The organism is Polymorphobacter fuscus (assembly GCF_011927825.1).
Lineage (GTDB): Bacteria > Pseudomonadota > Alphaproteobacteria > Sphingomonadales > Sphingomonadaceae > Sandarakinorhabdus > Sandarakinorhabdus fusca.
In genome coordinates, this window is record NZ_JAATJI010000001.1 from 1074074 (window position 1) to 1091877 (window position 17804).

General features: G+C 67.3%; 16 protein-coding genes. 3 read left to right on the forward strand and 13 right to left on the reverse strand.

Features of this window, described 5'->3' with window-relative positions; genetic code table 11:
- Positions 1-14 precede the first annotated feature (14 nt).
- Positions 15-689, forward strand: coding sequence for an RluA family pseudouridine synthase (locus GGQ62_RS05115; protein WP_152577010.1), 675 nt, complete (start codon positions 15-17; stop codon positions 687-689).
- Positions 690-701: 12 nt separating this feature from the next.
- Here the strand turns inward: GGQ62_RS05115 and GGQ62_RS05120 are convergent, their stop codons facing one another.
- From GGQ62_RS05120 to GGQ62_RS05130, 3 genes are all read right to left on the reverse strand, one after another.
- Positions 702-1544, reverse strand: a complete 843-nt coding sequence (locus GGQ62_RS05120) for a MurR/RpiR family transcriptional regulator (protein ID WP_152576190.1) — start codon at positions 1542-1544, stop codon at positions 702-704.
- Between the two features lie 35 nt (positions 1545-1579).
- Positions 1580-3553 carry an alpha/beta hydrolase family protein gene (locus GGQ62_RS05125; protein WP_167649484.1) on the reverse strand — a complete coding sequence of 658 codons (1974 nt, stop codon included), beginning with the start codon at positions 3551-3553 and terminating at the stop codon, positions 1580-1582.
- Positions 3554-3616: 63 nt separating this feature from the next.
- A complete protein-coding gene (locus tag GGQ62_RS05130) occupies positions 3617-5710 on the reverse strand; it encodes a penicillin acylase family protein (protein ID WP_152576188.1) in 2094 nt (697 codons plus the stop codon).
- Positions 5711-5870: 160 nt separating this feature from the next.
- Between GGQ62_RS05130 and GGQ62_RS05135 the strand changes: the two genes are divergently transcribed.
- Positions 5871-6560, forward strand: coding sequence for a LuxR C-terminal-related transcriptional regulator (locus GGQ62_RS05135; protein ID WP_152576187.1), 690 nt, complete (start codon positions 5871-5873; stop codon positions 6558-6560).
- Positions 6561-6611: 51 nt separating this feature from the next.
- Here GGQ62_RS05135 and GGQ62_RS05140 read toward each other — a convergent pair whose 3' ends face one another.
- The 10 genes from GGQ62_RS05140 to queF all read right to left on the reverse strand — a co-directional run bounded on the left by GGQ62_RS05140 (position 6612) and on the right by queF (position 16852).
- Positions 6612-7670 (reverse strand): glycosyltransferase family 4 protein, encoded by a 1059-nt coding sequence (locus GGQ62_RS05140; RefSeq protein ID WP_152576186.1) that lies wholly within the window; start codon positions 7668-7670, stop codon positions 6612-6614.
- Positions 7670-8596: a UDP-2,3-diacylglucosamine diphosphatase gene (locus GGQ62_RS05145; protein ID WP_152576185.1), complete on the reverse strand. Its 927-nt coding sequence runs from the start codon at positions 8594-8596 to the stop codon at positions 7670-7672. Before GGQ62_RS05145 ends, GGQ62_RS05140 begins: the two co-directional genes overlap by 1 nt.
- An 83-nt stretch (positions 8597-8679) precedes the next feature.
- Positions 8680-9909: a peroxiredoxin family protein gene (locus GGQ62_RS05150; RefSeq protein WP_152576184.1), complete on the reverse strand. Its 1230-nt coding sequence runs from the start codon at positions 9907-9909 to the stop codon at positions 8680-8682.
- Positions 9910-10043: 134 nt separating this feature from the next.
- On the reverse strand, positions 10044-10676 hold the full coding sequence (gene queE / locus GGQ62_RS05155) for a 7-carboxy-7-deazaguanine synthase (protein ID WP_152576183.1): 633 nt from the start codon (positions 10674-10676) through the stop codon (positions 10044-10046).
- Positions 10677-10742: 66 nt separating this feature from the next.
- Positions 10743-11429 (reverse strand): 7-cyano-7-deazaguanine synthase QueC, encoded by a 687-nt coding sequence (gene queC, locus GGQ62_RS05160; protein WP_424022209.1) that lies wholly within the window; start codon positions 11427-11429, stop codon positions 10743-10745.
- Positions 11411-12313 carry an Hsp33 family molecular chaperone HslO gene (hslO, locus tag GGQ62_RS05165; RefSeq protein WP_341533722.1) on the reverse strand — a complete coding sequence of 301 codons (903 nt, stop codon included), beginning with the start codon at positions 12311-12313 and terminating at the stop codon, positions 11411-11413. Before hslO ends, queC begins: the two co-directional genes overlap by 19 nt.
- On the reverse strand, positions 12295-13224 hold the full coding sequence (gene argF, locus GGQ62_RS05170; RefSeq protein ID WP_152577008.1) for an ornithine carbamoyltransferase: 930 nt from the start codon (positions 13222-13224) through the stop codon (positions 12295-12297). The genes hslO and argF overlap by 19 nt, the downstream gene beginning before the upstream one ends.
- 51 nt (positions 13225-13275) lie before the next feature.
- The gene (locus GGQ62_RS05175; protein ID WP_152576181.1) at positions 13276-14463 is read right to left on the reverse strand and encodes an aspartate aminotransferase family protein; all 1188 of its coding nucleotides are present in this window, start codon (positions 14461-14463) and stop codon (positions 13276-13278) included.
- A 157-nt stretch (positions 14464-14620) separates the two neighbouring features.
- Entirely contained in the window at positions 14621-16381 is a 1761-nt protein-coding gene (locus GGQ62_RS05180; protein ID WP_152576180.1) for a DUF885 domain-containing protein, read from the reverse strand.
- 21 nt (positions 16382-16402) lie between these two features.
- Positions 16403-16852 (reverse strand): preQ(1) synthase, encoded by a 450-nt coding sequence (gene queF, locus GGQ62_RS05185; protein WP_152576179.1) that lies wholly within the window; start codon positions 16850-16852, stop codon positions 16403-16405.
- A 99-nt stretch (positions 16853-16951) separates the two neighbouring features.
- Here queF and sseA point away from each other — a divergent pair, with 99 nt between their 5' ends.
- Positions 16952-17791: a 3-mercaptopyruvate sulfurtransferase gene (sseA, locus tag GGQ62_RS05190; RefSeq protein ID WP_152576178.1), complete on the forward strand. Its 840-nt coding sequence runs from the start codon at positions 16952-16954 to the stop codon at positions 17789-17791.
- The last annotated feature ends 13 nt before the right edge of the window (positions 17792-17804 follow it).

The window sequence follows — 17804 nt, forward strand, 5'->3', positions numbered from 1 at the left end:
CCGACCAGTTCCCGATGCCGATCGACGGCGTGAAGTTCGCGCTGCTGTACCGCGACACCCATGTGCTGCTTATCGACAAGCCGGCCGGGCTGGCGGTCCACCCCGGCCCGCGCACGCCCGACAGCCTGGAAGATTTCCTGCCCATCCTCGCCTTCGGCAACCACCGGCTGCCCGTGATCGCCCACCGGCTCGACCGCGACACCTCGGGCTGCCTGGTGCTGGCGCGCCACCCCAAGGCGGTGCGACGGGTGGCGGCCCTGTTCGAAGCCGGCGCGATCGGCAAGGTTTATTGGGCCGTGCTCGACACGCTTCCCGAATCCGATGCCGGGACAGTCGATGCGCCGCTGCTGAAGATCTCGAGCGCCGAAGCCGGTTGGCGGATGGTAATCGACAAGCGCGGCAAGCGCGCCGTGACGCACTGGCGCGTCATCGATCGCGCCGCGCGGCTGATTGAATTCCGCCCTGAAACCGGGCGCACGCACCAGCTCCGCGTCCACGCGGCGTCACTGGGCCATCCGATCATGGGCGATCCGGTCTATGGCGACGGCAAGGGGCCGATGCGGCTCCATGCCCGATCGATCACCCTGCCCTATGACGAAGCGCATCCCCTGGCCGTGACCGCCGCCCTGCCGGGGGACTGGCCGTCGCAGGCGCTGTTCTCGCCGGCGAATGCAGCGACGCTGCCCTGACCCGGCCGGCGATCACCGCCCGCGCGGTTGAAAGCCGACGTAGCGATCGTAATTGTCGGACAGCGTCGCCAGCCGGGCATGCACGCGCTCGGCACCGATGACACGGACGACATCGTCGACAAGCAGGTTGAGCAGCGCCGCCAGCGCCGTATTCATGTCCCAGAAGTGGCCCAACGCGACTTCGGCGGTAAGGATATGCGGCGTCAGGTCACGCGCCCAGGGGCAATAGGGGTCGGTGACGACGACCAGCGGCACGCCGCGCGCCACCGCAGCCTCGGCAAGCAGGCGAAAATGCCGCGAATAGCGCCGAAGATCGACCAGGACGAGCACATCGGCGGCGGTCGCCTCATCCAGCTCGGCGTACAGCCCCGTGCCGGCGTCGAGGCTGCGCACCGCAGGCCGGACATAGCCGAGGTGATGGGCAAAGCCTGCTGCCAGCCCGCGTTCGGTCTGGAACCCCGCCACCAGCACGCTGCCAGCGCTGGCCAGCAGCGCCACCACCGCCGCCCATTCCGGCGTTTCGGCACGGGCATAAACATCGGCAATGGCGGCAGTTTCGGCCTTCAGCCGCGCATCGGCGCCGACTGTCGGCGCCAGCAGCCACGGCGCCTCGCCATGTTCGGCCTGAAGATCGTCGCGCAGATCGTCCTTCAACGCCGCCATGCCGGCATAGCCCAGTGACTTGAGCAACCGGCCGACAGTCATCGCCGAGACACCGACCCGCGCCCCGATCGACGCCGCGGTCTCGAACGGCACCGCATGCAGATTGTCGAGCAGCCAACCGGCAATCATCCGTTCCGACACCGTCAGGCTGTCATAGCGTTGGCGAAGACGGATTGCGACAGTGTCACGCATAGGATGGCAATAGCATCATCGAGGGCCCATCGCACTCAAGACGGCGGCATCAAGTCGCCGATCCAGCGGGCGCTGCGGGACAGCATGTCGGTCCGTGCCGCGCTGTCGTCCAGGCTGTGCGCGAGGCCCGGGTACACGACCAGCTCGTGGCGCTTGCCGGCACGGGCGAGCGCCGCATCCATGACCCGGCTTTGCGCGATATCGACGTTGAGGTCCTTGTCCCCGTGAAAGATCAGCACCGGCGCGCCGATCCGGGCGGCGTTCTGCGCCGGCGACCCGGCGCTCACATGGGGCCCTTCGCCGACATAGGCGGCCGTGATACTGCCATTGGTATATTGCATGGCGTCGCGCTTCAGCAGCGCGAGGTCAGTCACCGGCGCCACGGCGACCACCGCCTTGTAAAGCCCAGAATCGACGATACTGGCCTGTAGCGCCGCATAGCCGCCGTAACTCCAGCCGAAAATCGCCATGCGTTGCGGGTCGCCGATCCGCTGCTGCGCCAGCCAGCGCGCGCCGGCGTTGATATCGGCCATTGCGGTCGACCAGCTCTTGAAGCCGTTCTGGGCATACCATTCGCTGCCATAGCCGGTGGAGCCGCGAAAATTGGGTTGCAGCACGACATAGCCAAGCTGGGCGAAATATTGCGCCACCCAGTCGAACCCAAGCGCGTCCCGCGCGCCGGGGCCACCGTGCGGCATGATGATCACCGGGTGGCGGCCGGTGGTCGCAGCTGCCGTTCCCGCCGGCATGGTCAGGAACGCAGGCACCTCGGCGCCATCTGCGGCCGCGTAGCGCACTGCCGTCTGCACGCCCTGCACCAGGTTCGCCAGTTCCGGCCGCACCGGCAGCAGCGGCGAAAGTTTGCGCGATGGCACGTCGTAGCGATAATATTGGCCGGGCTCGGTATCGCCGCCGGCATAGAGCAGGTTGCGCGTGCCATCCCAATTCTCATCGAGAATATCGACCGGCGGCTTTCCCGGCAGCGCCGCCGACAACGCCCGGCTCCGCTTTTCCAGCGTCGCATCGAAATACTTATACTGGGTCGAATCCGTGGTGTAATAGGCTGCGACCGGTCGTTGATACTTGCCGATACGCAAGACGCCATCAACATCGACCTTCGGGTCGGCGAATACCAGCCCGCCGGCCATCCCCGGCTCAACCGAATCGCGGAACAGCGCCTTGCGCCTATCCTTGTCGCGCAGCGTGAAGTAACCGTCGCCGCTCTCATCGAACCCTGCGAAATCCCAGGTCGACAGCCCGCTCAGATTGCCTTCAGCGACACGCTTCCATTCGTCGCTGCCCTTTGCACGCATCATGTACACAGCGCGGTCGCGCAGTTGTCCACTGTTGGCCGCATCGCCGGTTTCCATGTAGCGCACATGGCCACGGTTATCCGACGCATAGTCCCGCACGAGCGGTTTGGCGCGCTCGACGGAGGTCATTCGTCCGCTGTTCACATCCACCAGCTGCACCGAAACACCGCCTTGGCGCCCGGTGATGTTGCTGCCCGTCGACACTTGTTCGGCCATGTTGACGCGCATCAGAACATGGGTCGGGTCATCGGGCAGCCAGTCGATCACCCTTGCCCCGGCCTGGTCGAGGCTGACGCTCTTGTCGCTGTCACGCTGTCCGAGCATGACCCGCGAAGACCCGTCCGCCGCCAGCGAAATGGCGCGGCTGAACGCCAGTTGCGTCGCCAGTGCCTCGGTAATGTAATGTACCCGGCAGATGATGCGATCTTCGCTTTTCCAGCCGCAGCCATAAGGCTCCGCCGTTGACTTGGTGGACGACAGGATGATCTTCGTCGTGCCGGCCTCGATGTCCGCAACGACCACCGCCAGCCCCTGCGTGCCGGCCGGCGTGTAGTAGAGGATCTTGTTGCCGCTGGGAGACATCTGCAACCCATATGCCGTCGGCCGCGCGCCATAGGCCGCTGCCAGTGCCGGAATATCGGCGGCAATGGCTGGCGACGCCATCGTCAGCAGCAGTCCCACGGCAAGTCGTGTCATTTCCACCCCATTCGGCCCAGCCATCGACACCGTAACAAGCTCGCGGGCACTGGCAAGGCTGGCCTAGCCGGGGGGTGCGTCGCCGGCGATCTGGACGGCGCTGGCATCGAACGGCACCGTCTTCCAGCGTTCCGCCACGAACAGCGGTGACTGGTCGGCATAATGCGGCGATTGCGGCCGCACCGTCGCCGCACCGAACTGGTGCACGCTTCGCGACGACACTTGGCCGTCAGGTGCCCATTCGATCAACATGATGAAGCCGTCGCCATTGTTGGCGACACGCCGGCCGTCGGCGCCGGTGGTGCCGATGATCGCGCGCAGCGCCTCGGGCCCGCCACAGACCGGCAGGTCGACCTTGCCGTGCCGAAGCCGCTGGAAGTCACCCAGCGGCACGTCGATCCGGCCATAATGGCGCTCCAGCAGGTCGACGGCCTCGCGCAGCGCCGCCGCGGTGTCGGGCCGCGGCTTGTTCTGATAGGCATAGCGCGCGGCCTGGGCGAAGGCGGCGGTGACCAGCGTATCGGCATTGCCCTTGCAATCGAGCGTCCAGTCCCAAGTGGCTATCAGCTTTTGCGCCGCCGCGAGGTCAGGCGCCTGCGACGTGTCGAGCGCCATGACTGCGCGGTACCAGTCCCCGGCCCAACCGGCCTTGTCATAGCCCTTGTCGAACTTGATGCGCAGCAGGTCGTCGCGCGAAATCTTCGCGTCGCCCAGCGCAGCGAACAACGCCTGGTATCGCCGCGCCCGGTTGGTGACATAGGTTTCGATGCCCATTTCGGGCGGGAAATCACCGCGCGCCTGTTCGTCGGCGGGGGCCGTCGACAGGAAAGGCGTGTTGTTGCTGTTGGCGACCCAGCCGGCGGCCGGATCGACCGTCATCGGGTCGTCGGCCCAGGGATGATAGTCGGTCCACAGGGTCTTCGATGTATCGCCGGGCAGCACGCCCTTCCAGTCGTACCCCGATGCACGGCGCGGGAAGCGAGCGTTGTAGAACATGCCGATATGCCCCGCCGCGTCGGCATAGACGAAGTTGGTGCCGGCCACCGCCTGCATCGCCATCGCCTCCCGCCATTCGTCGAGGTTTCGCGCCTTGTTGAGCCGGTAATATTGCTCGACCTGGCGGACGTCGCCGATGCCGGCGTAGCGGATGGCAAAATAGCCCTTGTCGTTCCGGACGACCGGCCCATGGACCGACCGATAGACCTTGCGCGGGATCGGCAGGGTCAACGGCCCCAGCTTGACGCGCAGCCAGAGCGTTTCGCTGTCGAGCGGCAGCCACTTGCCGTCGAACCGGTATTGCGTCCCGGCCGCGTTGACCGTCAACCAATAGGTGTCGATCAGGTCGGGCCGGTTGACGGTATTGGTCCAGCCCAGGGTCTTGTTGTGGCCCAGCAGCGGATAGGGCGCACCAGGGAACAGCGCGCCGGCAAAGTCCCAGCCTTCGCCCGAATGGACGACGACTTCCCACCAGCTGACGCCGCCTTCCCAGGGTTGGTGTGAGTTGACGATGAGCCGCGTCACCCCATCGGCCGAACGCCGCCCGGCGACGGCGAAGCCGTTGGAACCGCGTTCGTCGGGCGGGCCGGAGTCGCGCGGAACCGGTTCCCCCGCGACCAGCGCCGCCAGCGGGCGATCGAGGCCGAAGAAGAACGGGGCGCGGAGCATGAAGCCGGCGACGATATCCTGGCCATTGACGGGAAACAGCCCGCGCAGCCGCGCTTCGCCTGGGTGGCCGGCGGCATATTCGTTGAGGCCTTGCGCATAGGCCGCCAGCAGCCGCCTCGTGTCCGGTGACAGGTCGGCATAATGCGCCGCTGCGATGGCATTGGCACCCAGCAGGCCGCCGGCAAAGTCCACGCTGGCGCCATCCTGTCCGGTGATGGCGCCGCCGCGGCCGCGCACGGCGGCGACGACTTCCTCGAGATTGCGGAAATCGTCCTCGGCATGGGCAATGGCGAGACCATAGGCGACATCGGCGTCGGTCTTGCCGAAGATATGGGGAACACCCCAGCGGTCGCGGACGATGCGGACATCGCGCCGGACCGCCGGATCGGCGACCGACGGCTGCGCGGTCAGATTGTCCCAGCTCGCCAACCCGACGAACAGGGTGGCAAGAACCGCGCCGATGACGACGAGAATTCGCAGCCAGCGGGGCATCAGAGTCCGCCCCCGCAGATCATGGCGCTGCAATCCCTTGAAACAGCCGGCACTCGTCTTCCCCTCGCTGGTCAAGGCTTAGGCGGCGGGAGGAAAAGCAACAAGCGCCGACGCAACCGACATGGCTGTTCAACCGTAATAGCGGCGAGAGGATCGGGCGATGCGCTGGAACGGACGCACCACGGAAACGCCGGAAAGCGGGCAGACCGACGCCAGGCGCTGCGCCGAAACCCGGACGCGGTTGCTCGTTGCCGATCACTTGCCGCTGGTGCGGGCCGGGCTGTCGGCGCTGCTCGCCGAACAGGGCCACCATGTCGTTGCCGAGGCCGGCGATGGCATGTCGGTGCTGACCGCCTTGGGGCAATGGGAAATCGATGTGGCGATGATCGCCATCGACTTGCCCGATCTCGACATGCCGAACCTGATCGCAGCGGTGCGCGACCGCGGATGGGCGTTGCCGATCGTGGTGCTGGCGCCAACGGCACAGCACCCCGCGATCGCCGCCGTTCTCGACCGCGGCGCTGCCGGGATGGTGTTGAAAACAGAAAGCGCCGACGCATTGCAGCAGTGCGTTGCCACCGTCGCCGCCGGCGGCCGCTGGATCGATCGCAGCGCCGCAGCGGAAGTGGCGGAGCGCGGCCAGGTCGACAGCGAGGCCCGGCAGCTGACACGGCGCGAGCGCGACGTGGCGCGGCTGGTCGCGACCGGCCAGCGCAACCGCGCCATCGCCGGCACGCTCGGCATTTCCGAAGGCACGGTGAAGATGCACCTGCACAATGTCTATGCCAAGCTGGGGCTTGAAAGCCGGACGCAGCTGGCGATGGACGCGCGGGTGCGAATGTCCGTCTGACTCCTCGATCCTTTTGCAATTGCCGGATCAGAGCTTCTGACCCAAGCAACGCTAGGCGGCTTGTCCGACGGCGCCCTGATCGACCGGCGCCAGCGCAGAAAGGAACTGGTCGCACGAACGGTCCCAGCTGAACCGTCCGCCATAACGGGCACAATCGGCCCGATCGGCCGTCAATGCCGCGCGCATGGCCGTGGCAAGGTCGGCGTCGACGCCGCCGATGCGCGCTGCGGGTCCTTCGGTGCCGCACCCGTCGCCGCCCAGGATATCGAGCGGCCCCGGCACCGGATAACCCGCCACGGGTGTGCCACAGGCGAGCGCCTCGATGATGACGAGGCCGAAGGTGTCGGTGCGGCTGGGGAAGACGACGATATCGGCACCGACATAGGTCGACGCCAGCGCCTCGCCATGCAGGCTGCCGAGAAAATGCGCCTGCGGAAAGCGCGCCTGGAGTGCATCGAGCGCCGGGCCATCGCCGACGACGACCTTGCTGCCGTGCCACTCGGCCGCCAGAAAGGCCTCGACATTCTTTTCAACCGCGACGCGGCCGACGTGCAGCGCGATTGGGCGCGGCAGGTCGGCCAGCGCCGGGTGCGCCTCCCGGTCGGGGTGGAACAGCGCCGCATCGACACCGCGCGTCCATGGCAGGGTCTGGTGCAGCCCCTTGTCCGCCAGCTCGCCCGCCAGCCGCGGGGTGGCGACGAGAATATGCTGCGCCGGCCGATGGAAGCGCACCAACGGCCGCCACAGCAGCGCCGGCGACAGGCCGGTGCGGGCCGCGATGTAATCGGGAAACCGCGTGTGGAAGCTGGTCGTGAAGGCGATGCCGCGCGCGACACACCAGCGCCGCGCCAGCCAGCCGAGCGGGCCCTCGGTGGCGATGTGGATGGCGTCGGGCGCAAAATCGCCGATCATCGTGCCGATGGCGCGCTGCGTGGTCAGCGCCAGGCGAATTTCCGGATAGTTGGGCATCGGCATGGAATGGAAGCGATCGGGCGTCACCGTCAGCACGCGGTGCCCGCGGCCGCGCGCCAGGGCGATGACGGTTGTCAGGGTGCGGACGACCCCGTTGACCTGGGGCGTCCACGCATCCGAAACGACGGCAATGCGCATCAGACCGGCTCCAGCACGGGCACGGCGGCGTCCTCCGCGGGGGCGGCCTGGCGCTGCAGCGCCGCGGTATGGCGGGCCCAGTCGATGATCTCGATGCGGCCGTCATGATGCTCGACAAGTGCGGTGCAGCTTTCCACCCAGTCACCGTCGTTCATGTAGAGAATGCCGTCGAAATCGCGGATTTCGGCGGAATGGATATGGCCGCAGACGACGCCATCGACGCCGCGCTCGCGCGCTGCATGGGCGACGACTTCCTCGTAATGCGAGATGAAGGCGACGGCGTTCTTCACGCGGTGCTTGATATAGGCGGACAGCGACCAATAGGGCAGGCCGAACTGGCGCCGCGCGGCATTGAACCAGACGTTCATGCGCAGCAGCACCGAATAGCCGACGTCGCCGAGGAACGCCAACCAGCGGGCATAAAGCACGACACCATCGAACTCGTCGCCGTGCAGGACGAGGAAGCGGCGGCCATCGACGGTGGTGTGGATTGCTTCGCCCAGGATCTCGACGCCGCCGAACTCCAGCCCGACATAGTCGCGCGCCGCCTCGTCGTGGTTGCCGGGGATATAGACGACACGGGTGCCCTTGTTGGCGAGCTTGAGGACCCGCCGGACGATGTCGTTGTGCCGCGCCGGCCAGTACCAGCCGCGCTTCAGCCGCCAGCCATCGATGATGTCGCCGACGAGGTAAAGCGTCTCGGGCTTGATCGAATGGAGAAAGTCATGGAGCAGCTCGGCATTGCAGCCGGCGGTGCCGAGATGGGTATCGCTGATCCAGACGGTGCGAAACTTCAGCTTGCCGCGCGGGGTTACGGCATCGTCGCTGTGCCAGTCGGCGGCGCTGCGACGCGGCGGGAGGCGCGGTGCCGGCGGGTGTCCCGGGTCGAAACCCTCCAGGGAACGCGCCAACGGATGGCCTGCCATACCGGATGCCCCAGCTCGCTTCGGTTGTCGCTGCATAGCGGCATCGCGTGACAGTCCGGCGTCGGGCGTGTGTCAGGCGCGTGTCAGGCGCGTTCCTTCAACAACCTGGTCACTGTCGCGTCGAAGTCGCGCTTGGCCTTCACATTGAGCGCGCCGGTGGCGGGGCCCGCCCAGCCGACATGGACCTCGCGCACCCGGCCATCGCGGCCGATGAAGATCGTCGACGGGTAGACCTTGACCGGGCCGAGCGCACCCAGGGCCGCCTTGGTCGATTCCGGCGTCGGCTGGCCCGCAAGGACGAGCGGATAGGGCAGCTTGTAGCGCGCCTGGAAGCTGTCCATCTGGCGGAAGGCACGGGCCTTGTCGTCACCATATTCGAACTGCATGCCGATGACCTCCAGGCCCTCCCGGGCACGGCGCGTCGCATAGGGGCCCATGAAGATCGCTTCGTCATGGCAATTGGGGCACCAGGCGCCGCCCAGGGTGATGACGACGACCTTGCCCTTGTAGCGCGGGTCGGCAAGGCTGACCTGCTTGCCGTCGCTGGTCGGGAAGCGGAAGGCCAGCCTTTCGCCGGCGCTTTTTTCGACCGCCACGGCTTCGATGCTCGCGCCGCCGGCGCGCCTGGCCGTCCAGCTGCTCCCGGCGGTGCTGGTGGCGGCGAATTGCTTGCCGGTCAGCACGCCGCCCGCCAGATCGGCATTCCACAGCGCCGAATAGCTGCCGTCGAAGGTCGACAGCGACAATTTGTTGCCGGCCAGCTCGCCGGCGAGATAGCGGGTGTCGCCGCTCGGCAACTGCACCGATCCGCTGACGAGATTGCCGACCTGCTTGAACTGGGCCAGCCCGGTGACCGGCTTGGCGCCCTGGAAGCTGACCAGCCATTTGCCGGTCAGATCGGCCGCCGGCTTTTGCGGCGACGGCGTGAAGCGGTAGCCGCCGCGCGTGCCGGTGGCAGCCAGCGTCACCGCACCGGTGCTGCGCTTGACCTCGGCCCGGCCGGTCAGCCGGTCGTTGGCGTCATGGGTGAGGACCAGGCGGCTGTTGTACGACGGGAACGCCAGGGTGATCGTTTCGCCATCGACGCTGACATTTTCGACGCGCAGGCGTTCAGGCGGGTTGCGCAGATAGGCGGTGGGTCCGGCCTTGCTGCCCGGCTTGGCGGGGATAACCTCCAGCCCGAACGGCAAGGCACCGCCGGGGTGATCGAGCGTGACCCGCCATTGGCCATAGGGGGTCGCGGGCGCCGCCAGCGCCGGCAGCGCGACCAGCCCGGCGAGCGCCGCGGTCAGGATGATGAATGCTGGCGTCATGGTCGTCCCGGATCGTTGCACCGGGTCATTTGGCGCGATGCGGCGGCAACGGCCAGCCAGCAAGTTTTGGCAGCGCGAAAGCCGGGCTTTGGCGTCCGGGCTCGCACCCGGATACGAATATTGGACGTGAGCCCCTAAGGAAGCCCGGTCATCTTGTGGGTCTGCAACCCCAGCCGCCAGCGCGGGTGCGCCAACACCCAGGCAATCGCTGCCTGCGTATTGGCCTCGCGGTCGGGCCCGTCCATCGGCTGGAGAAAGAAGTGCTCGAAATCGAGCTGTTCGAAGCGATCGGGCATCGCCAGCGGCTGGGGAAAGACCAGCTTCAACTCCTGCCCGCGAGTCAGCCGCAGCGGCGCATCGGCCTTGGGGCTGACGCAGATCCAGTCGATCCCCGGCGGCGGGACCTGGGTGCCGTTGGTTTCGATGGCGATCGAAAAGCCGCGCGCATGGAGCGCGTCGACCAGCGGCGTGTCGAGTTGCAGCAGCGGCTCGCCGCCGGTGCAGACGACAAGGCGATGCGCCGGAGCCTCGCCCCAGGCCGCCGCCGCCGCGTCGGCGAGCGCTTCGGCGGAGGCGAATTTGCCGCCGCCTTCCCCATCCGTACCGACGAAATCGGTGTCGCAAAAGGTGCAGACGGCGGTGGCGCGATCCTGTTCGCGCCCGGTCCACAGATTGCAGCCGGCAAAGCGCAAGAAGACGGCGCGGCGACCGGTCTGGCCGCCTTCGCCCTGCAGCGTCAGGAACAGTTCCTTGACGGCGTAGGTCACGAAGCCGTCCAATAGGAATGGCCGGCGTAGGTCACGAAGCCGTCCAACAAGAATGGCCGAAGGAGCTCACAGCGCCGGGTCCGGCACTCCCGCTTCGGCAAAGCCCTTGGCGCGCAGGCGGCAGCTGTCGCACGCGCCGCACGGCCGCCCCGCCGGCGTCGGGTCGTAGCAGCTCCAGGTCAGGTCCATCGGCGCACCGACCGACACGGCTGCCGCGACGATATCGGCCTTGGTCATCGCCGCCAGCGGCGTGTGGATGCGAAACTGCGCGCCTTCCACCCCGGCCTTGGTGGCGGTGTTGGCCATCGCTTCGAACGCTGCGATGAATTCCGGCCGGCAGTCCGGATAGCCTGAATAATCGAGCGCGTTGACGCCGATGAACAGGTCGCGTGCCCCCGCCGCCTCGGCCCAGCCCAGCGCCACCGACAGGAAGATGGTGTTGCGCGCCGGCACATAGGTGACCGGAATGCCCGGCTCCACCCCGGTCTTGGGAACATCGATATCGGCGGTCAGCGCCGACCCGCCGAAACCGCGCAGGTCGAGCGGCAGCACGATATGGCGTTCCGCCCCCAGCGCCGCCGCAACCCTGGCGGCATGGGCCAGCTCGATCCGGTGACGCTGGTTGTAATCGATGGTCAACGCCAGCAGGCGATAGCCCTCCGCCCGCGCCATTGCAGCGACTGTCGTCGAATCGAGCCCGCCCGACAGCAGGACAACGGCGAGGCGCCCGGCGGTCATGCCGCGATCCGCCAGACGCGGGCGCAGAATTTGCAATCGACGCCGATCATGCCGTCCTCGCCGCGCATGTCGGCGCGCTCGGACTCGGGGAAGCTCTCGATGACCTGGCGGATATGCGCCGGGTTGCAGCGGCAGCCGCGTACCGGCGTCGCGCCTTCGGTGATCCGCACCTCTTCCTCGTGGAACAGCCGCCACAAAAGCGTCTCGGCGATCAGCTCGGGATCGGTCAGTTCGGCAACCGTCGTGGTTTCGGCCAGCGTCGCGACATGTTCCCAATCGGGATGCAGCTGCGCCACGTCGAGCCGCTCGCCGTCCAGTTCGCGCCGCGCCAGATGCTGGACCAGCAGGCCGCCGGCGATCCAGCCGGTGCCGGCATCGCCCGCCACGCCGACCTTGATGCGCGTCGGCAGCTGTTCGGAATTGGCGAAATAGCCTTCCAGCGCTTCGGCGATGCTGGCGCCTTCCAGCGGCACGATGCCCTGGTAGCGTTCGCTGGCGGCGGTCTGGTGGAGGGTGATCGCCAGATGCCCGTCGCCGAACAGCTGGTCGAGCGTCATCCCGTCGGTGATCGCCGCGTCGGGATCGAAATTGAGATAGCCGCGGATGGCGCCGGCGCGATAATCGCAGACCAGCAGGTCGACGGCGCCGTTCTTGGCCTGCGCCTGCACCGTCAACTGGCCGTCGTCCTGGCGCAACACGGCGCCGAGCAGCGCCGTCACCGTCAGCGCCTCGGCGAGCAGCCGCGCCAGCGGGGCCGGATAGTCGTGCGCCGCCAGCACGGCGTTGAGCGCCGCATCGAGCCGCACCATCTGGCCGCGGACATTGCGCGCCGCGACGCTGAAGCCGAGCGAGCGGTCGGCGACGGGAGCAATGCCTTCCATCATAGTTTGCCCAGGCACCAGAGCAGGATCGCCTTCTGGACGTGCAGGCGATTTTCCGCCTCGTCCCAGACCGCCGACTGCGGGCCGTCGATGACATCGGCGGTGACTTCCTCGCCGCGGTGTGCCGGCAGGCAGTGGAGGAACAGCGCGTCGGGCTGCGCCTTGGCCATCAGCGCCCGGTCGACCTGGAAGGGCATCATCGCCCCCAGCTTGTCCTTGGCCGAGATCTGGCCCATCGACACCCAGGTATCGGTCACGACAACCTGCGCGCCTTCCACCGCCGCCTTTGCGGACCGCACCAGGTCGATGCTGCCGCCGCGGCAGCCGGCGGTGGCCAGCACCGCCTGGTCGGGATCATAGCCATGCGGCACGCCCAGCCGCAGGTCGAACCCCAGCACCGATGCCGCCTCGACCAGCGAATTGGCCATGTTGTTGCCGTCGCCCAGATAGGCCCAGCAGCTGCCTTCGACCTTCTGCCCGCGCCGTTCCTCGAAGGTCATGATGTCGGCCATGACCTGGCACGGGTGGCTGATGTCGGTCAGCGCGTTGATGACGGGAATGCCGGCGTGGTCGGCGAGCGTTTCCAGCGTCGCATGGCTGTTGCTGCGGATCATCACCGCATCGACCATCCGGCCAAGCACGCGCGCCGTGTCCTCCACGGTTTCGCCGCGGCCCAGCTGCATGTCGACGGCGGTGGCGACGATGCTGGTGCCGCCGAGCTGGCGGATCGCCATGTCGAAGCTGAAGCGCGTTCGCGTGCTCGGCTTTTCGAAGATCATCGCCAGCACATGGCCGGCAAGCGGTGCGTCGGCATCCACCCGGCCGCGTGGCCAGCCGGCGCGCGCCGCCTTGCGCCGGTGCGCCTCATCGAGAATGGCGCGCAGCCCCGCCGCGGTCGGCGTCGCAAGGTCGAGAAAATGCGGCATCAGGGGGATCCTAGGCACCGGCCGCTGCGGCCGGGACCAGACAGGGGGAAAGGCTCAGGCTGCAACCGCCGGGGCATAGGCCCGCGCCGCCGCCGACAGGCGATCGACGCATTCGCGGACATGATGTTCCTCGATGATCAGCGGCGGCAGCAGGCGGACGACATTGTCGCCGGCGGCCACGGCGAGAATGCCATGGTCGCGGGCGTGGTTGACGAAGGCGCGGCTGTCGGACTTCAGCTTCAACCCGATCATCAGGCCCATGCCGCGCACGCTGTCGAACAGATCGTCATGGTTGGGGATCATCTGCTCGAGCGCGGCACGAAGCCGCGCCGCCATGTCGTTGACATGGGCCAGGAACGCCGGCTCGGTGACGACATCCAGAACGGCTTCGCAAGCCGCCATGGCGAGCGGGTTGCCGCCATAGGTGCTGCCATGGCTGCCGACCACCATGCCCTGCGCCGCATGTTCGGTGGCGAGGCAGGCGCCGACCGGAAAGCCGCCGCCGATGCCCTTGGCGATCGCCATGATGTCGGGGGTAACGCCATATTGTTCATGCGCGAACAACGTCCCGGTCCGTGCAACCCCGCACTGGACTTCGTCGAGGATCAGCATCAGGCCGTGTTCGTCGCACAGCGCGCGCAGGCCCTTGAGGAATTCGGGCGTCGCCGGGCGGATGCCGCCCTCGCCCTGGACCGGCTCGACGAGGATGCCGCCGATCGACGGGTCGATCGCCGCCTTGACGGCGTCGAGATCGTTGAAGGGCAGGACATGGAACCAGTCGGGCAGCGGTTCGAAGCCCTTGCGCATCTTTTCCTGGTTGGTCGCGGCGATCGTCGCCAGCGTGCGGCCGTGGAAGGCGTTGGAAAAGGTCAGGATGCGGAACTTTTCGGGGTGGCCGGCGGCATATTGAAAGCTGCGGCAGGTCTTGACCGCGCATTCGATCGCCTCGGCGCCCGAATTGGTGAAGAACACCGTGTCGGCGAAGGTCAGCGACACCAGCCGCTCGGCCAGATGCGCCTGCGCCGGGACCTTGTAGAGGTTGGACGTGTGCATCAGCGTCGCCGCCTGCTTCTGGATGGCGCCGACCAGGTGCGGATGGCCATGGCCGAGCAGGTTGACGGCGATGCCGCTGGCGAAATCCAGCCATTCGCGGCCCTGGGCGTCGTACAGATAACAGCCGTCCCCGCGCACCGGCTCGACCTCGCAGCGGCCATAGACGGGCATCAGGGGCGTGATCGTCATCGTCTCTACTCCGTGCAGCATCTTGAAAGCGGACGGCTGCGACGCATGGGTGTGCCGGGCGGGTGCAACGCAAAAGGGCGGCCCCCAGCGACCGCCCTGTCGAAGATATAGCGACTTGTGACCGGCGTCTCAACCCCATGGCGACGCCCATGCACCGTCAGCGCGGCCGGGCCTTTTCGGCAGCGATCCACGCCTGCATCTCGCGCTCCATCACCGGCAGCGGCACCGACCCCATGTTGAGCAACGTGTCGTGGAACGGCCGCTGGTCGAAACGGTCGCCCAGCTCGGCCTCGGCCAGCCCGCGCAACTCGCGGATCTTCAGCTCACCGAGCTTGTAGGCCAGCGCCTGGCCGGGCCAGCTGATATAGCGATCGACCTCGTTCTCGATGTCGAGCCGGGCGAGCGCGGTGTGGCTGGCGAGATAGTCGATCGCCTGCTGCCGGCTCCACCCCATCGAATGGATGCCGGTGTCGATGACCAGCCGCGCCGCGCGCCACATCTCGAAGGTCTCGCGGCCGAAATCGTCATAGGGCGTCTCGTACATGCCGAGCTTGGTGCCGAGCCACTCCGTGTAGAGCCCCCAGCCCTCGCCATAGCCCGAAAAATAGGTTTCCCGCCGGAATGCCGGGCGATCGGGTGCTTCCAGCGCCATCGCCGCCTGGTGGCTGTGGCCCGGCACGCATTCGTGCAGCGTCAGCGCGGTCAGATTGTAAAGCGGCCGGGATTTCAGGTCATAGGTGTTGAACAGGCACGCCGCCAGGCCGCCGCGCCCCGAGGTGTAGATCGGCGCGATGGCGTCGGGCACCGGCCGGATGGTGAAGCGATAGCGTGGCAGGACCGTAAAGACGTCCTTCAGCTTGCCGTCCATGCGCTTGGCGGCATAGGCCGCAAAACCAAGGAGTTCGGCAGGCGTCTTGGCATAGAATCGCGGGTCGCTGCGCAGGAACTGCAGGAATTCGGGGAAGCTGCCCTTGAAGCCGGTTTGGGCGATCGTCGCCTTCATGTCGGCGTCGATGCGGGCGACTTCCTTCAGGCCGATGGCGTGGATCGCCTCCGGCCCGAGGTCGAGCGTGGTATATTCGCGGATCTGGTCGCGGTAAAAGGCGGCGCCATCGGGCAGGTCGGCGGCGGCGATCGTCGTGCGGGCCGCCGGCATATATTCGGTCCGCATGAAGGTGAGCAACTTTGCATAGGCCGGCACCGCGACGCCATCGATCAGCCGCGCCGCTTCGGCGCGCATCGCCGCCTGGTCGGCGGCCGGGATCGCATCGGGCATCGTCTTGAACACATCGAACAGCGGGTTGTCGGGCCCGGCGCGGGTGAACGGCACGATCGTCGTGTCACGCCCGGTCAGACCGATGCGCGGCACCGTATAGCCGCGCTTCATGCCGGCGCGCATGTTGGCGATGTTCTCGTCGAAAAACCGCGGCACATCGGCCAGCCGCTTGAGATAACGGCGATATTCGGCGGCGTTCTCCAGCCCCGAATAGGGCTTCACCTCGCCCCAGAAGAAGGTGTCGCTGTTGAGCGGCGCCTCATAGGTGCGCCAGCCGATGTTGGCGACTTCGGCGCGCAGCGATTCGGTCAGCACGGCCTTGTTGATGCGCTGCTCGGGCGACAGTTCGGCATCCGGAACGGCGGCCATGTCGGCCAGCACCTTGTCCCAATAGGCCTTGCGCCGCGCCCAGTCGGCAGGCGCGACGCCGGCGAAACGGTCGCCGGGCTTGCTGCGCAGACCGTCCGTCACCTGGGCGAACTCGGCCTTTCGCCACGTCCATTCGGCGTCGTAGATCGCCTGGAGCCGCTGGTCGGCGGCGGTCGGGGCGCTGACGCTCCCGGCGGCGGCCGGTGCCGCCATCGCTGCCGTGCCAGGCGCGGCGATCGCCGCCAGGACCAGCGCCAGAAGCCTTGGTGTCATGTCGTCCCCCCTTGAATGCCGTCAGCCGCGACCGCGATAGCCCGGCACGCCCTGATCGGGCAGCCACAACCCTGCCGGCGGCGGCCCCGATTGCCAGAATACGTCGATCGGGATGCCGCCGCGCGGATACCAGTAACCGCCGATGCGCAGCCACTTCGGTGCCATCTCGGTGAACAGCCGCTGGCCGATGCCGACGGTGCAATCTTCGTGAAAACCGGCGTGGTTGCGGAACGAGCCCAGGAACAGCTTGAGCGACTTCGATTCGACGATCGTGGCCGCCGGCACATAATCGATCACCAGATGCGCGAAATCGGGCTGGCCGGTGACCGGGCACAGCGAAGTGAATTCCGGCACGGCGAAGCGCACCAGATAATCGCTGCCGGGCCGCGGGTTGGCGGGATAATCGAGCACCGCGGCGTCGGGCGATGCCGGCAGGGTCGAGGTCTGGCCGAGGTGGAGCGTGTCCGTCATGCAAAAAATACCGTTGTCATACGCGATTCATCCGGGATGACATGGCGTGTCGCCGCCACTATGTCACGCAGCAACGAAGAAGATTCCCGGGAGTGAGCAATGGACCTGCTGGTATCCACCGAATGGCTGGCCGCCGAGCTTGGCAAGACCGATGTCCGCGTCATCGACGCGACGATGTTCCTGCCCGCCCATGGCCGCAACGCCCGCGCCGAATTCGAAGCCGCGCATATTCCGGGTGCCGTGTTCTTCGACATTGATGAAGTGTCGGACCAGACGTCGCCGCTGCCGCACATGCTGCCGCCTGCCGAAAAATTTGCCAGCCGCATGCAGGCGCTCGGGCTCGGCGACGGCAGCCGCATCATCGTCTACGACAATTCGCCGCTCAAATCGGCCGCACGGGTCTGGTGGATGCTCAACCTGTTCGGCGCCCATGAAGTCGCCATTCTCGACGGCGGTTTCGCCAAATGGCAGGCCGAAGGCCGCGCCAGCGAAAGCGGCAAGCCGATCGTGCGCCACCGCCATTTCACCGTCTGGGCCGACAAGACGCTGGTCCGCGACGGCAAGCAGATGACCGACAATCTGCGCAGCAAGGCCGAACAGGTCGTCGACGCCCGCTCTGCCGCGCGCTTCGCCGGCGCCGAGCCGGAGGCCCGCGCCGGCCTGCGCAGCGGCCATATCCCGGGGTCGAAGAACCTGCCGTACGACCAGATGTTCAACGAAGACGGCACCTACAAGTCCCGGGACGACATCAAGGCGGCATTCGAGGCAGCCGGCATCGATCTCGCCCGGCCGCTGGTCGGCACCTGCGGGTCGGGCGTGACATCGGCGGTGCTCGCCTTTGCCGCCGCGCTGGTCAGCACCAACAAGGTCGCGATCTACGACGGCAGCTGGAGCGAATGGGGCGCCAATCCGCACAATCCCGTGGTCACTGGCGCCTGACGCCGGCCGCCCG